The 14,665-nt window shown below is 51.7% G+C and carries 15 protein-coding genes; 3 read left to right on the top strand and 12 right to left on the bottom strand.

What is annotated here, in order from left to right:
- Together gatB and HUF18_RS09530 are read left to right on the top strand one after the other, a co-directional pair.
- Positions 1-1,461 (top strand): Asp-tRNA(Asn)/Glu-tRNA(Gln) amidotransferase subunit GatB, encoded by a 1,461-nt coding sequence (gene gatB / locus HUF18_RS09535; RefSeq protein ID WP_145471052.1) that lies wholly within the window; start codon positions 1-3, stop codon positions 1,459-1,461.
- A 140-nt stretch (positions 1,462-1,601) separates the two neighbouring features.
- Entirely contained in the window at positions 1,602-2,213 is a 612-nt protein-coding gene (locus tag HUF18_RS09530; protein WP_225692038.1) for an SRPBCC family protein, read from the top strand.
- Positions 2,214-2,283: 70 nt separating this feature from the next.
- Here HUF18_RS09530 and HUF18_RS09525 read toward each other — a convergent pair whose 3' ends face one another.
- The 12 genes from HUF18_RS09525 to HUF18_RS09470 form a co-directional block, all read right to left on the bottom strand.
- On the bottom strand, positions 2,284-3,336 hold the full coding sequence (locus tag HUF18_RS09525) for a BMP family ABC transporter substrate-binding protein (RefSeq protein ID WP_225692037.1): 1,053 nt from the start codon (positions 3,334-3,336) through the stop codon (positions 2,284-2,286).
- Between the two features lie 237 nt (positions 3,337-3,573).
- Positions 3,574-3,981, bottom strand: a complete 408-nt coding sequence (locus HUF18_RS09520; protein WP_222428627.1) for a ClpXP protease specificity-enhancing factor — start codon at positions 3,979-3,981, stop codon at positions 3,574-3,576.
- 11 nt (positions 3,982-3,992) lie between these two features.
- On the bottom strand, positions 3,993-4,619 hold the full coding sequence (sspA, locus tag HUF18_RS09515; protein ID WP_145471056.1) for a stringent starvation protein SspA: 627 nt from the start codon (positions 4,617-4,619) through the stop codon (positions 3,993-3,995).
- A gap of 89 nt (positions 4,620-4,708) precedes the next feature.
- Entirely contained in the window at positions 4,709-5,464 is a 756-nt protein-coding gene (locus HUF18_RS09510; RefSeq protein ID WP_225692036.1) for a cytochrome c1, read from the bottom strand.
- A 2-nt stretch (positions 5,465-5,466) separates the two neighbouring features.
- Positions 5,467-6,699, bottom strand: coding sequence for a cytochrome b (locus HUF18_RS09505; protein ID WP_222428625.1), 1,233 nt, complete (start codon positions 6,697-6,699; stop codon positions 5,467-5,469).
- Complete coding sequence (petA, locus tag HUF18_RS09500; RefSeq protein WP_145471058.1) at positions 6,699-7,295, bottom strand: ubiquinol-cytochrome c reductase iron-sulfur subunit; 597 nt, start codon at positions 7,293-7,295, stop codon at positions 6,699-6,701. Before petA ends, HUF18_RS09505 begins: the two co-directional genes overlap by 1 nt.
- Positions 7,296-7,518: 223 nt before the next feature.
- Positions 7,519-7,911, bottom strand: coding sequence for a 30S ribosomal protein S9 (gene rpsI / locus HUF18_RS09495; RefSeq protein ID WP_145471077.1), 393 nt, complete (start codon positions 7,909-7,911; stop codon positions 7,519-7,521).
- A 4-nt stretch (positions 7,912-7,915) separates the two neighbouring features.
- Positions 7,916-8,347 (bottom strand): 50S ribosomal protein L13, encoded by a 432-nt coding sequence (rplM, locus tag HUF18_RS09490; protein WP_145471059.1) that lies wholly within the window; start codon positions 8,345-8,347, stop codon positions 7,916-7,918.
- A gap of 222 nt (positions 8,348-8,569) precedes the next feature.
- On the bottom strand, positions 8,570-8,881 hold the full coding sequence (locus tag HUF18_RS09485) for a hypothetical protein (RefSeq protein WP_225692035.1): 312 nt from the start codon (positions 8,879-8,881) through the stop codon (positions 8,570-8,572).
- Positions 8,882-8,960: 79 nt separating this feature from the next.
- Positions 8,961-10,733 carry a hybrid sensor histidine kinase/response regulator gene (locus HUF18_RS09480; protein WP_225692034.1) on the bottom strand — a complete coding sequence of 591 codons (1,773 nt, stop codon included), beginning with the start codon at positions 10,731-10,733 and terminating at the stop codon, positions 8,961-8,963.
- A 46-nt stretch (positions 10,734-10,779) separates the two neighbouring features.
- A complete protein-coding gene (locus HUF18_RS09475; protein ID WP_225692033.1) occupies positions 10,780-11,409 on the bottom strand; it encodes a response regulator transcription factor in 630 nt (209 codons plus the stop codon).
- A gap of 179 nt (positions 11,410-11,588) precedes the next feature.
- Entirely contained in the window at positions 11,589-13,178 is a 1,590-nt protein-coding gene (locus HUF18_RS09470) for a peptide chain release factor 3 (protein WP_145471063.1), read from the bottom strand.
- Between the two features lie 256 nt (positions 13,179-13,434).
- On the opposite strand from HUF18_RS09470, the gene HUF18_RS09465 reads away from it, so the two are divergent.
- Positions 13,435-14,661, top strand: coding sequence for an ATP-binding protein (locus HUF18_RS09465; protein ID WP_225692032.1), 1,227 nt, complete (start codon positions 13,435-13,437; stop codon positions 14,659-14,661).
- The last annotated feature ends 4 nt before the right edge of the window (positions 14,662-14,665 follow it).

Genomic DNA, 14,665 nt, shown 5'->3' with positions numbered 1-14,665 from the left:
ATGGAATGGGAAGTTGTAATCGGCCTTGAGATTCACGCTCAGCTGGCCACCAAATCGAAAATTTTCTCCGGCTCGTCGACCGCGTACGGTGCCGACGCCAATACCCAGGCCTGTGCCATCGATCTGGGTCTGCCTGGTGTACTGCCAGCGTTTAACGAAGAAGCACTGCGTATGGCGGTAAAATTCGGTCTCGCCATTGACGCCGAAATCGGCCTGAAATCGGTTTTTGACCGTAAAAACTATTTCTACCCGGATTCTCCCAAAGGCTACCAGACCACCCAGCTGCATCACCCGATTGTGGGCATCGGCCACATCGATATCGAACTGGAAGACGGCAGCAGCAAGCGTATTAACGTTACCCGTGCACACCTGGAAGAAGACGCCGGGAAATCGGTGCACGAAGGCTTTAACGGTATGTCCGGTATCGACTTGAACCGTGCCGGCACGCCGCTGATTGAAATCGTATCTGAGCCGGAAATGCGCAACGCCAAAGAAGCCGCAGCCTATTTCCGTAAAATGCACAGCATTGTGACTTACCTGGGTATTTGCGACGGCGATTTATCCCAGGGTTCAATGCGTTGTGACTGTAACGTTTCCCTGCGCCCGAAAGGTCAGGAAGAATTCGGCACCCGCACCGAAATTAAAAACGTAAACTCTTTCCGCAACGTGGAACGTGCCATCGATGCAGAAATTGCACGGCAGATGGATATTCTCGAAGACGGCGGCAAAATCATTCAGGAAACCCGCCTGTACGATGCCGACAAAAACGAAACCCGCGCCATGCGCTCCAAAGAAGTTGCCAACGATTACCGCTATTTCCCTTGTCCGGATTTATTACCGGTAATTATCGACGACAACTATGTTGAAGCCGTACGCGCCACCCTGCCGGAACTGCCGGATGCAAAACGTGCCCGCTTTGCTCACGCACACGGCCTGAGCGCCATCGATGCAGCCGTACTCGCGGCCAACCGTGAGCTGGCACACTATTTCGAAACCGCGGCAAAAATCGCCAACGACTATAAGCTGGCGGCCAACTGGGTGCAGGGCGATGTGTCTGCCACACTGAACCGTCTGGAAATCAGCATCGGCGAACTGGCCGTCAGCGCCGAACAACTGGGCCGCATTCTGCAGCTGATTAAAGACAACACCCTGAACAACGGTGGTGCAAAAGAAGTCTTTAATGCACTGGTCGAAGGTAAAGGTGACGGCAGCGCAGAAAGCGTCGACAAGCTGGTCGATTCTCTGGGCCTGAAACAGGTATCTGACAGCGGCGCAATCGAAGCCATTGTGGCCGAGGTTCTGGCCGCCAACCCGAAACTGGTGGAAGGCTATCTGGCCACTCCGGAAGATAAACGTGCCAAAGCCATCGGGCCTTTTATTGGTCTGGTGCGTAAAGCCGCTAAAGGGGTTAACCCGCAGGTGGTTATGGACGTACTGCAGAAAAAACTGTCAGAGTTGTAAGACCCTCAGCGCCCGCCGCCAATAACCGCGGCGGGCGTTTTATAACACCATAATAAAAGCACCACGGACGGAATTATTTTCCGGCACTCTTTCTGCCGGACATCTCACGACTCACCCTCCTTATTTATCCGGAAACGCTTATGAAAAAACTATTAGCCGGACTGGTGGCCGTTGTCACTTTGTCTGTTGTTATCCTTATTGCTCAGGCCCAGCGCCACGTTGTTACTTCACACAGCGTTGTTATTAATGCGCCCGTCAAAGAAGTCTGGGATTTTCTTTCTGACAACCGCCACGCGAAAGGCTGGTCGGTAATCTTCGATCATATCCGCCCACTGGAAAGTTCACCGGTTGCCGAAGGCCAGATCGGTGCCCTGCGCCGCTGCTTCCGCAACGACAATGAAGAAGGATTTTTCTGGGATGAACGCACGCTGACCGCTGAACCATACAAACGCCGTACCCTGCGCACCTATAATATCTCCAACACCAGCTGGGAATTATTCGAGCGTTTTCAGTTTACCGCCTATCAGCTGTATGAAGATCTGGGCAATGGCACCACCCGCCTGACCTTTGAAGGTGATCTCGACGACCATACAAAATATTCCGTTTTTGAACATTTTGTATTCTGGGTCAGTCAGTTCGAAGGGGAGCGGGTATTCCGCCTGAACCTGGAAAATATTAAGGCAATGATTGAACAGAAAGACGCGTTCGAGCGTCCGCATCCGTGGGAGCCGAACAGCCCGTTTGATGCCTGAGTTGGCTACTTACATTCCCTGATGCCGAAAAGCATCAGGGAAATCGCTTTAGCACTGTAATACACCGCCCTCAGAACGACGGCATCTCACCAACCACACCTTCCACATACCAGTTCATACGCAGCAGCTCATCATCGGTGAGAGATTCGCCAGCACGTACCAGTGGACGACCGCGACTGTTAAGAACAGGGCCGGAGAAAACGCTGAAGGTTTTATTCTTTATTTCCTTTTCAACCTGCAACACCTGATCGCGCACTGCTGCCGGAATCTGATCGCTGAGATTATTCAGCTGGGCGATATCCTCACCCATACCCAGCCACAATCGCTTGCTGCTCCAGTTGCCTTCTTTTAACGCCTGAATCTGTGTGGCGTAGTATTTTCCCCAATCATAACCAACCGAGGCGATTTGTTTGGTCGGGGCAAATTCTGACATATTGGAGTGGAAGCTGATGGCAAACACGCCAGCGGCTTCTGCTTCTTTAACAACCGCTGGCGAGTCGGTGTGATGGGTCAGCACATCAGCACCGCTTTTCAGCAGCTCACGGGCCAGCTCAGAGGCTTTGTCCGGCGCGTACCACTGACGGGTCCACTTTACTTCAACAACCGCCTGAGGGTTTACCCGGCGCACGCCAAGGGTAAATGCATTAATACCACGGATAACTTCCGGAATAGCATGGGCGGCAACAAAACCAATGCGGTTACTGCGGGTCATGGCACCGGCAATCATGCCGGATAAATAGCGCGGCTCATAAGCACGTGCAGCATAACTGCCGAGATTATCACTCAGACGCAGTCCGGTGGCGTTATCAAATTTAACCGCCGGAAATTCGCGCGCAACACGCGCTGTGGTGACCATATAGCCCTGCGAGGTGGTAAAAATAATATCGTTATTTTCAGCCAGTTTACGGATCGCCTCGGCGGAAGCCCGCCCTTCCTGTACGAATTCCGCATACTCGGTTTTAACATCCGCACCGAAAACTTTTTCCAGATACTGACGGCCCTCGTCATGCGAGTGTGACCAGCCCACTTCTTTTGCTGGTCCGACATAAATGAAAGCCGCTTTAATTTGTGCATGAGCAGCAGTTGTCAGTGAGTACAAACATACGAGTAACAGATTTAACATACAGAGGCGCATAGCGATCCGACCATTAATACTTGACCAATTGGTCAGGCATTATGCTCAGCCAGTTTCTGCCTTCAAGCGCAGGATCTTCATTTATCGATAGCTATCACAATAAATTTTCAAAAGTGGTCAAAGACGCGCCATTTATTGAATAACAGCCCGGGAGGAGCAGAACTGGGCAACAGGCAGACATAAAAAAACCGCCTGACGGCGGTTCTTTTATTTTGACGAAAACAACTACTTCACCACTTTCAGTGAAGGTCTTGCGCCACCTGACGGAGTATCCGTTGCAGGTTTTTTCTTCGGTGGCTGCGGATCGTCCGGGTCCGGTGCTCCGGCTTCAGAGCCGAACACCATACCCTGGCCATTTTCGCGTGCATAAATTGCCAGTATGGCAATGACAGGAACGAAGACTGCCATAGGCACACCACCAAAGCGGGCATTAAACGACAGGCCGCTTTCATCAATCAGCAGGTTCTGCACTGCCCCGGGACTGATGTTCAGCACAATCTGCCCGTTATTCACATATTCCTGCGGAACCTGAACATCGGGCAGTAAGGCATCAACCAGAACGTAAGGCGTGCACTGATTATCGAGAATCCACTCATTCAGCGCCCGCATTAAATACGGACGGCTGGGTGTCATGGTATTACTCATCAGTCGCGCATTTCCCGCTCAGCTTCAGAGAGGCTGGCGATAAAGGATTCACGCTCGAACAGACGCTCCATATATTGCAGCATCGGCTTACAGGATTTCTCCGGCAATTCGATACCCAGTACAGGCAGACGCCACAGGATCGGGCCAACGCAGCAATCAACGATGGAGAACTCTTCGCTCATAAAATATGGCAGTTCTGCAAAGATCGGGCTGGTTGCGATCAGGCTGTCAGTCAGCTGCTTACGGGCAGCCTCAACGTCTTTACCCTTACCATTAAGGATGGTGTCGATCAGGCCGCCCCAGTCTTTTTCGATGCGGTTAATCCACAGACGGCTCTGCGCACGGGCAACCGGGTAAACCGGCAGCAGCGGCGGATGCGGAAAGCGCTCGTCGAGGTATTCCATCATCACGTTTGGTTCGTACAGAACCAGATCGCGATCCACCAGTGTCGGCAGCGAGTTGTATGGGTTCAGTGATGCCAGATCTTCTGGCTTGTTGTCGGGATCGACGTCATGAATTTCTACCGCCACCCCTTTTTCAGCCAGTACGATACGTACACGGTGACTGTAATGATCTGACGCATCCGAATAGAACGTCATGGAAGAGCGTTTAGCCACAACCCCCATAATTTCCTTACCTCTTAGCAAACCCAAAAACAAAGATAGCCCGGCCGCAAAAGCGGACGGGCTGTGCAGGCAATTAACTGCCGGACGTATTACTTAACGTCGCGCCAGTATTCTTTGTTCAGCATATATACAGGAACAAAGAAGATTGCCAGGAATAACAGTACCCACCAGCCGATGCGCTCACGCTCAACGGCAATTGGCTCAGCCATGTAAACCAGGAAGTTAACCAGGTCATACACAACTTTGTCGTACTCTTCAGCAGACAGCGTGCCTTCTTCAGCCAGGTACAGAACACCTTCGTGCTCTTCGGTGATTTCCTGACCAGTCAGGGTATCAAAACCAACAGCAACCTGTGCGGTACCTTTTACCTGACGGCCTTGCAGATCCGCCAGAACATGCGGCATACCAACGTCTTTAAATACAACGTTGTTCACGCCCCATGGACGGCTTGGATCTTCGTAGAAGCTGCGCATGTAGGTATATACCCAGTCAGGGCGACGTACGCGGGCAACCAGAGTCAGATCCGGAGGAGTCGCACCAAACCAGCGCTTGGAGTCTTCCTTCTGCATACCGATGGTCATCAGTTCACCGAACTGTTTGTCGGCAAAAATCAGGTTTTCTTTCATCAGATCTTCCGGGATACCCAGATCGCGGGCAACACGGTTGAAACGGGCATGCTCCAGAGAGTGACAGCCCATGCAGTAGTTAGCAAAGGTCTGCGCACCACGCTGCAGAGATGCAGTGTCAGTCAGATCAGTCAGGTGCTTATCCAGATGAACTCCGGCCCCTGCAGCCATAGCAACGGCTGGAATAAATGCGGCAATTAACGCGAATACTTTTTTCATTATCAGTGGCCCCCGGTTACGCGCTCTGGTACTGGTTTGGTTTTTTCCATGCGGGTGTAGAACGGCATCAGCAGGAAGAAACCAAAGTAAATAAATGAGCAGAAACGAGCCAGGAAAGTATTCAGGTCGTTTGCTGGCTGAGTACCAAGCCAGGTCAGTTCAACGAAGGCTGCGGCAAAGACAATGATAAATACTTTGCTGATCCAGCCTTTGTAGCGCCAGCTCTTAACCGGACTGCGGTCCAGCCATGGCAGAACAAACAGAACAGCAATAGCGGCAGCCATGGCAATTACACCCAACAGCTTATCCGGTACTGCACGCAGAATTGCGTAGAACGCACCGAAATACCATACAGGAGCAATGTGCTCTGGGGTTTTCAGGCCATTCGCTGGTTCAAAGTTAGCGTACTCCAGCATGAAGCCGTTACCTTCAGGGAAGAAGAACAGTACGGTACAGAAAATCATCAGGAAGACGACGATACCCACCAGGTCATGAACGGTGTAGTAAGGGTGGAACGGAATACCATCCAGCGGCTTGCCGTTTTCGTCTTTCAGTTTTTTGATATCAACGCCATCAGGGTTGTTAGAGCCCACTTCGTGCAACGCCAGCAGGTGCAGAACCACCAGCATAACGATAACCAGAGGCACAGCAATAACGTGCAGAGCAAAGAAGCGGTTCAGGGTGGCACCGGAAATCAGGAAGTCACCACGGATCCACTCAGTCAGAGCATCACCGATACCGAAAGGAATAACTGAGAACAGAGAGATAATTACCTGCGCACCCCAGTAAGACATCTGTCCCCATGGCAGTACGTAACCCATGAAAGCTTCCGCCATCAGAGCCAGATAAATCAGCATACCGAAGATCCAGATCAGCTCACGCGGCTTCTGGTATGAACCGTACAGAATCGCACGCATCATGTGCAGATAAACGGCAATAAAGAAGAAGGTAGCACCGGTGGAGTGCAGGTAACGAATCAGCCAGCCCCACTCAACATCACGCATGATGTATTCAACAGAGGCAAAAGCGCCTTCGGCACTTGGCACGAAGTTCATGGTCAGCCAGACACCAGTCAGAATCTGGTTAGCCAGCATCATCATTGACAGTACGCCGAAGAAATACCAGAAGTTGAAGTTCTTCGGTGCATAGTACTTGGACATATGCTTTTCATAGGTCTGGGTAACCGGCAGACGGTCATCAATCCAGCCCATCAGAGTGTTTTGCTGCTTACTCATTAAGCGTTCTCCTCATCAACACCGATCACCAGAACATTGTCGCCCTCGAAAGAATAAGGAGGAACAATCAGATTGGTAGCAGCTGGTGAGCCGTTAAATACGCGGCCAGATAAATCAAAGCGGGAGCCGTGACACGGACAGAACCAACCGCCCTGCCAGTTGGCGTCGAATGTTTCCGGCTTAACTTCAGCGAAGTATTTCGGTGCACAACCCAGGTGGGTACACACACCCAGCAGTACAATAAATTCCGGCTTGCGTGAGCGATAAATATTATCGGCGTAAGCAGGTTGCTGCTCTTTAACGCTGTTTTCCGGGTCTTTCAGGTTGTCGTTCAGGTTTGGCAGATTGTCCAGCTGTTCCTGAGTGCGGCGTGCAATATACACCGGCTTACCACGCCATTCGGCGGTCAGCATTGCACCTGGCTCAATTTTGCTGATATCGACTTTTGCCGGAGCACCTGCTGCTTTCGCCTTCTCACTTGGCAACCAAGATTTCACGAAGGGTACTGCGAGAAAGCCAGCGCCGACAGCACCGACGCCGGCTGTAGCGCCTACGAGCAGAGTACGCCGACCCTTATTCACGCCGTCTTGACTCATTACCATCTTCTCCCATCAAAAAAATTCTTTTGTGCTACAAGGTCAGGAGCCTGCTGTATGTTTTTTGTACAGACCCAGCGTAGCATACAGAGCGGCGCACATAGTAAAGAAATTGGGAGGTGGAAACAACCTGAAAAACCCACAGAACATGGGGTTTTGGGCATAAAAAAAGCGTCCATTGACATAGGCCAATGAACGCTTCTTTTTGTATCCTTCGAGCGAATTAACGCTTGGAGAATTGTGGCTTCTTACGTGCTTTACGCAGACCCACTTTCTTACGCTCAACTTCACGAGCGTCACGGGTAACATAACCCGCTGCACGCAGAGAAGGACGCAGAGTTTCGTCGTATTGCATCAGTGCACGGGTAATACCGTGACGGATAGCACCGGCCTGACCGTTACCACCACCGCCGTTAACGTTAACAATAACGTCAAACTTGGTCAGGTTTTCAGTCAGTTCGAGTGGCTGGCGAACAACCATGCGAGCGGTTTCACGACCGAAGTAAACATCCAGAGGACGTTTGTTAACTACGATGCTGCCTGTACCAGGACGCAGGAACACACGAGCTGTGGAAGTCTTACGACGACCGGTACCATAGTATTGAGAGACTGCCATCATATTATCCCAGTTTCAGTTCTTGCGGCTGCTGAGCGGTATGCGGATGCTCGCTACCAGCATAAACTTTCATTTTTTTGTACATGGCACGACCTAAAGGATTCTTTGGAAGCATACCTTTAACGGCCAGTTCGATTACCATTTCAGGCTTATGGTCGATCAGTTTCTCGAAAGAAATAGACTTCAGACCACCTGGGTAACCAGTGTGATGATGGTACATCTTGTCACTGGTTTTATTACCGGTAACTTTAACTTTGTCTGCATTGATAACAACGATGTAATCGCCGGTATCAACGTGTGGAGTGTATTCTGGCTTGTGCTTGCCTCTCAGACGGCGAGCAACCTCAGTGGCCAGGCGACCCAGCGTCTGTTCAGCTGCATCAACTACAAACCACTCACGTTTTACGGTTTCGGGTTTCGCGCTGTATGTTTTCATCAATTTCTCGCCTTTAAGGGCATGTTGATTCGAAAAGAGGGCGGCATTCTATAGGAAGGAAGATTCTTCCGCAAGTCATAATCCTGTATGAATTATGATCCGACCGGCCACTGCGGTTAAGCCCGCACCGGCACTGGGATGGCGCCCGCCGACACAGTAAAAGAAACCGCCGTTTGCGGTCAGCAAACGGCGGTTCAGGTATCTGTACCGGCTATGATTTGATCAGTAATGTTCCGGCTCGCGGAACTTCACCAGACCGTAAATCAGGGTCAGCATGGTGACCATGATATCGAGCAGAATGGCCAGAGCCATCATGGTCGAGGTGTCTTCCTGCTGGTCGTAACCCAGCGTTTGCCCAACATAGAAGCAGGTAACGCTGACGACAAAACCAATCAGGATGCAGGCTACCAGAAAATAGCCCTTGCCGTCATCCATCGTGAGCGCTTCATCCAGAACCTTTGCCTGCAACAGGAAGTAAGCGCTGTAACAAAGAGCACAGGCCAGCGCCATGCCGACCAGAAAAAAAGCAACCATAACGATTAACCTGCAGAACGATAACTGGCTAAAGCCTAGCTCAGATCTCTGCAGCTGCAAGACAGCACTGACCTTATTATCAGTGCATACGATCCTGCGCAATGCTTCCCTGTGCCTCTGCATGACGGCGCAGTATACGTGCCACCAGCATTCTCAGCTGCGCCGGCTTGATGGGCTTGTGCAGATAATCCAGCCGCTGACGGTGGAAGCTGCTGACCACTTCGTCACTGGTATCGCCGGTGACAATCAGAGCCGGAATATCCGCCAACATCCGCCTGACTTCATGCACAAAAGAACAGCCGTCATACCGGCCGGGCATACGGTAATCAACGATCATAAAATCCGGAATAAATCCGTCTGCTATCGCAGCAAGCGCGTCACTGGTTGAGGAAAAACTGATGCAGTGACTTCCCCAAACCGATAACAGCGACTCCATCGCCATAACAATGGAGGCTTCATTATCAACCACCATGATATTCAGCCCGGCAAAAGCGTTGTATCCCTCCGGGCTGCCTGCGAGAGCCGGTTTAACCGGTAGCGGCTCATGACTGAGTGGCAGCAGTAAGGCAACCTCAGTTCCCTGCCCCAATACCGAACTCACCTGTATTTCGTGGCCCAGCAGTTTGAGAATCCGCTGCACAATAGCCAGCCCCAGCCCCAGACCGCGCTTACGGTCACGCTCCTGATTATGTACCTGAAAAAATTCCTGAAAAATACAGTCCAGATCTTCTTCTGAGATGCCAATACCGGTATCGATAATACGCAATTTAACCTGTTGATCTGCTGCTTCAAATAACACCCGGATACCACCCTCCGAGGTATATTTCACGGCATTAACCAGCAGATTAGTCAGCACCCGCTCCAGCAGAACCGGGTCGGAGTAAACCACACAATTGCAGTAATCGACGCTGAAACTAAGCCCTTTTAATGTGCTGTCGATAACAAACTGCCGCTCCAGCTTGTCGAGCAAATCATCGATACAGAAACTCTGTTTATTAATGGCAACGTTGTTGTCGGCATCCAGACGCGATACGTCAAACAGTGCTTCCAGCAGTTCACTCAGAGACTCCAGCCCCTGGCTGATATTTTCCAGATCTTCACGCTGATCACGGACCACAATTTTTTTATTAAGAATTTCGGCATACAGGCTGACCGCATGCAGAGGCTGACGGAGGTCGTGACTGGCAGATGCGAGAAAACGCGATTTTTCTTCACTGGCGCGGTTAGCGCGGTCGGTTTGTTGCTGTAGGTCTGCGATCAGATCCAGATTTTCATATTTAAGGCGGATGGAGTTATCAATAACCCGGTGTATCGTCCGGCTGAAGCCAAACGTCGCAAATAAATAGACTGCAGCCCCAAATCCCATCCAGCGATACATATATTCATCCTGAATAAACATACTCAGAACCATGGGCGTCATAAGAGGGGCTGAAAATAAAATATAGGCAACCGGGCGGGAAGACAGCGATACCATGCTGCCAGCAATCATGCTGATAAACGTGAGAATCAGATAAGCAATATTATTGATGTTATCGGCATCAAATAATATCGCCCCGCCGATCCCCCAGATACAACCTGTCAGGAAAATCAGCAGTACCTGCTCTATGCCATAACGGAATGTTTCCCGGTGTGTGACAATCGCACTACCGGGAAAATGATAATGCAGCATCCGGATAGCCAGCATTATATAAAGTAAAACAGACCAGAGGATGACGCGGGTCGAGTAATCGCCATGCCAGAAAACAATCAGCAGAGGAGCGCTGCCGAGTAAATTGCCCGCCAGAATCATGGGTGTATTACGGTGAACTACCCTGATTTTTTCGGCGAGAATTTCATTTTCATTCTCTGACACGGTAGCGCTGTTCTGGGCACGCCACGGATGCCGCACAGAGACCCGCCTAATCCAGCCCAAGCTGATGGGCCTTTTTGCTCGATTCGGAACGACTCTGTGCACCCAGCGCGTGGAAAATAGCGCTGATATGCGATTTGACCGTGGCCACACTCAGACACATCTGTTCGGCAATTGCCTGGTTCGACAGCCCTTTTCTGACCAGGCGCAGCACCTCAAGCTGCCGGCGGGTCATATTATGCTGCGCCGCCCACTCTTCACTTTCGTTTAAAAAAGCCGTATCGGCAGCAGGGTAACCATCATTGGAATATGTGACTTTACCATCCAGAACATCGTTGATTGTCTGAATGATCCGCTGCCCGGAAGACGATTTAGGGATAAAACTCATCGCCCCCAGCTCAACTGCTTTTTGCATATCATCCGGATCACGGGAAGCGGACACAATAATAACCGGCGTCAGATTGTTGCGCTGATTCAGCTCAGCCAGAAGGGTAAAACCATCCATGATCGGCAGACGCAAGTCGATCAGCGCGATATCAAATGCTCCGGACAGCAGTTTCTTCAGCGCATCCTGACCGTTATTAACGGCATCTATCTCCGTCGCCAGGCCAGACCCGGCAAGAATGCCCCTCAACCCGTCCAGAAACATCTGATGATCATCGACCAGTAGTATTTTCATAATCCCTTCCTGCTGAAAATGGCGATCCGTCAGCCAGCAAACACTCTGCCGCCAAACTCTTTAATCTATCGCACCCCGATCAGACTGTAACCAGCTGAAAGAATGGAATACGCAGATCACGTGGACACACCGGAAACAGCCAACAAAAAGCCCGCATAATGCGGGCTTCGTGTTCAGCTTCAGTGTTCGCGTGTCGCGCGGAAATCGATATCCGGCCAGCGCTCCTGAGTCAGACTCAGATTCACCCGGGTAGGGGCAATATAAGTGAGGTAACCGCCACCATCGATGGCCAGGTTTTCACCGCCCTTACGCTTGAAGTCTTCCAGCATTTTACTGTCGCTGCAGTACACCCAGCGCGCAGTGCTGACACTGACCGGCTCGTAAATACATTCCACCTTGTATTCATCGCGCAGACGCTGCTGTACCACATCAAACTGCAGCACACCCACCGCCCCCAGAATCAGGTCGTTATTATTCAGCGGCATAAACAGCTGAGTCGCACCCTCTTCGGACAGCTGCTGCAGACCTTTCTGCAGCTGCTTCATTTTCAGCGGATCTTTCAGACGCACACGCTTAAACAGTTCCGGAGCAAAATGCGGAATACCGGTGAACTGCATATCGTCACCAAAGGTGAAGGTATCACCAATCTGGATGGTGCCATGGTTATGCAGACCGATAATATCGCCGGAAATAGCCTCTTCCACCGCCGAACGGTCACCGGCAAGGAAGGTTACGGCATCGGCGATTTTCACATCTTTACCAATGCGTACGTGCTTCATTTTCATGCCCTTGCTGTAGGTGCCAGAGCAGATACGCATAAAGGCAATACGGTCACGGTGCTTCGGATCCATATTGGCCTGAATCTTAAAGATAAAGCCGGTGAACTTATCATCGGCCGGAGCAACCGGCCCCTTATCAGTCTCACGGGCTAATGGCGCCGGTGCCCATTCAACGAAGTAGTTGAGCAGTTCACGCACACCAAAGTTGGCCAGTGCCGTACCGAAGAATACCGGAGTCATTTCACCGCGCAGATATTCGTCCAGATCAAACTCATAGCTGGCGCCGCGCACCAGTTCAATTTCGTCCACCAGCTCGGCGACTAAATCAGCCCCCAGCAAGGCTTCCGCTTCAGCGGACTCCAGCCCCTGAATCTGAATATCATCCGGCACCACACTGCCCTGACCCGGTGTAAACACGTGAATAGTGTCGGTGATCAGGTTGTACACACCCTTAAATGCCTTACCCATGCCGATTGGCCAGGTAACCGGGGCGCATTTGATTTTCAGGATGGTTTCAATTTCGTCCAGAACTTCAATATGGTCGCGGACTTCGCGGTCCATTTTGTTGATAAAGGTGAAGATCGGCGTGTCACGCAGGCGACAGACTTCCATCAGCTTGATGGTCCGGTCTTCAACACCTTTGGCGCCGTCGATAACCATCAACACGGAGTCGACCGCGGTCAGGGTACGGTAGGTATCTTCCGAGAAATCTTCGTGACCCGGAGTATCCAACAGGTTAACCATGCGGCCGTTGTAGGGAAACTGCATCACCGAGGTGGTAATGGAAATACCACGGTCCTGCTCCATCTGCATCCAGTCGGAGGTGGCCATACGGCCGGTTTTCTTACCTTTTACCGTACCGGCCAACTGAATGGCATTACCGAACAGCAACAGCTTTTCGGTGATGGTGGTTTTACCCGCATCGGGGTGCGAAATAATACCGAAAGTACGGCGTTTACCGACTTCCAGTTCAAATGGGGATTTCGACATCGCTTGCGATCTTCTTCTGAGCCTGGCCTGCCAGCATAGCGCTGGATTCAGGAGATATCCGGACGCTTGCCGCAACCCGGTCTGAGGGGCGCAATGATATGCAAAGCCTCGCCTCTTGACCAGACGATTCCTGTATCCGGCCCGGTGCAGACAACCTGACGGTGATTCCTGCTCTGCATCAAGAATCGTGTTTACGTGACACTCCCAGGCGCTGCTTGTTGCTGCCGTAGTACGGCACTGACGCTATAATGCAGCCATGACTCATAAACTGAACCTGCTGTTGCAACGCCTCGCCCTGCTGCGCTTATCCATCGCCAGTATCTGGCTGATGTTTCTGCTTTATCTGCAATGGCAGGGCTTTGCCGGTCTGGATATCGCCTGGGCGTTGCTCGCCCTTTATCTGCCACTGTTAGCAATCAGTGTCTGGCAGGGATATCGCCGCAATATTCAGGACTGGCATCTGCTTTTACATCTGGCCTTCGAGTGCCAGCTGCTCGCCGGCCTGCTGTTTTTTACCGGCGGCGCCACCAACCCTTTTATTTCCTACTTTCTGGTATTGCTGGTCGTCAGTGCCTACAGCCTGCCAATCAGCTATTCGCTGCTGATCACTGTGCTCTGCATTGCCGATTACAGCCTGCTGACTCAGTGGTATCAGCCGCTGCTCAGTAATCATGTTCATGGTCTGCCGGGTCACAGCTTATTTGATCTGCATCTGGCCGGCATGTGGCTGACCTTTGTTATCAGCGCTCTGATCGTCGTAACCTTTATCCCGCTGCTGCTCAAATCTTCCCAGCAGCAACAGCAGGAAATTCAGCAACTGCGCGAACAGCAACTGAAAAATGAGCAGCTGATCGGCATTGCTACCCTCGCCGCCGGCACCGCCCACGAAATGGGTACGCCGCTGATGACCATGCATATGATTCTCGACGACATCGCCCAGCAACCCGACCACCCGCTGAGCAAACACGATCTGCATATCCTGCGCGAGCAGGTTGGCGTGTGCCGCCAGTCTCTGCAGCAACTGGCCAATGCCGGGCGCACCGCTCATCAGGTTGGTCATCATCAGGCACACGTCTGGCTCAGCAGCCTGCTGCACCGCTGGCGGCTGAGTCATCCGAATGCACTCTGGGTCGATAATGGCATCGCCTGTGAGGCCGAGATTCCATCCTCCCCTCTGCTTGATCAGGCGCTGCTCAACCTGCTGGATAATGCCGCCGAAGCCGGCCAGCAGCCGGTGCACCTGCACAGCGCAGTGCAGAATGGCCAGTGGTATCTGAATATTCTGCAGCCCGACCCCAAAGCTGCCGGGAATATTCATCAGCAAAGCCTGTTCCACAGCCAGAAAGAACACGGAATGGGCATCGGCCTTTACCTGAGCAATGCCAGTGTTGAGCAATTCGGCGGTTCAGTTCACCTGATCGCACAAAGCAACGGCGCCAGCCTGTGCCGCATCACCCTACCCCTGAGCCACCAGCATGGATAACCCA

The sequence above is a fragment of the Thalassolituus sp. ST750PaO-4 genome, from assembly GCF_020320405.1.
Taxonomy (GTDB): domain Bacteria; phylum Pseudomonadota; class Gammaproteobacteria; order Pseudomonadales; family Oceanobacteraceae; genus Venatoribacter; species Venatoribacter alkanivorans.
The sequence above is the reverse complement of the archived record's forward strand: the minus strand, read 5'-3'. Positions and strand labels throughout refer to the sequence as shown.

Bases quoted from the DNA above. Each gene is read 5' to 3' on its own strand.
- gatB (WP_145471052.1), top strand. From the start codon at position 1: ATGGAATGGGAAGTTGTAATCGGCCTTGAGATTCACGCTCAGCTGGCC.
- HUF18_RS09530 (WP_225692038.1), top strand. From the start codon at position 1,602: ATGAAAAAACTATTAGCCGGACTGGTGGCCGTTGTCACTTTGTCTGTT.
- HUF18_RS09525 (WP_225692037.1), bottom strand. From the start codon at position 3,336: ATGTTAAATCTGTTACTCGTATGTTTGTACTCACTGACAACTGCTGCT.
- HUF18_RS09520 (WP_222428627.1), bottom strand. From the start codon at position 3,981: ATGACACCCAGCCGTCCGTATTTAATGCGGGCGCTGAATGAGTGGATT.
- sspA (WP_145471056.1), bottom strand. From the start codon at position 4,619: ATGGGGGTTGTGGCTAAACGCTCTTCCATGACGTTCTATTCGGATGCG.
- HUF18_RS09510 (WP_225692036.1), bottom strand. From the start codon at position 5,464: ATGAAAAAAGTATTCGCGTTAATTGCCGCATTTATTCCAGCCGTTGCT.
- HUF18_RS09505 (WP_222428625.1), bottom strand. From the start codon at position 6,699: ATGAGTAAGCAGCAAAACACTCTGATGGGCTGGATTGATGACCGTCTG.
- petA (WP_145471058.1), bottom strand. From the start codon at position 7,295: ATGAGTCAAGACGGCGTGAATAAGGGTCGGCGTACTCTGCTCGTAGGC.
- rpsI (WP_145471077.1), bottom strand. From the start codon at position 7,911: ATGGCAGTCTCTCAATACTATGGTACCGGTCGTCGTAAGACTTCCACA.
- rplM (WP_145471059.1), bottom strand. From the start codon at position 8,347: ATGAAAACATACAGCGCGAAACCCGAAACCGTAAAACGTGAGTGGTTT.
- HUF18_RS09485 (WP_225692035.1), bottom strand. From the start codon at position 8,881: ATGGTTGCTTTTTTTCTGGTCGGCATGGCGCTGGCCTGTGCTCTTTGT.
- HUF18_RS09475 (WP_225692033.1), bottom strand. From the start codon at position 11,409: ATGAAAATACTACTGGTCGATGATCATCAGATGTTTCTGGACGGGTTG.
- HUF18_RS09470 (WP_145471063.1), bottom strand. From the start codon at position 13,178: ATGTCGAAATCCCCATTTGAACTGGAAGTCGGTAAACGCCGTACTTTC.
- HUF18_RS09465 (WP_225692032.1), top strand. From the start codon at position 13,435: ATGACTCATAAACTGAACCTGCTGTTGCAACGCCTCGCCCTGCTGCGC.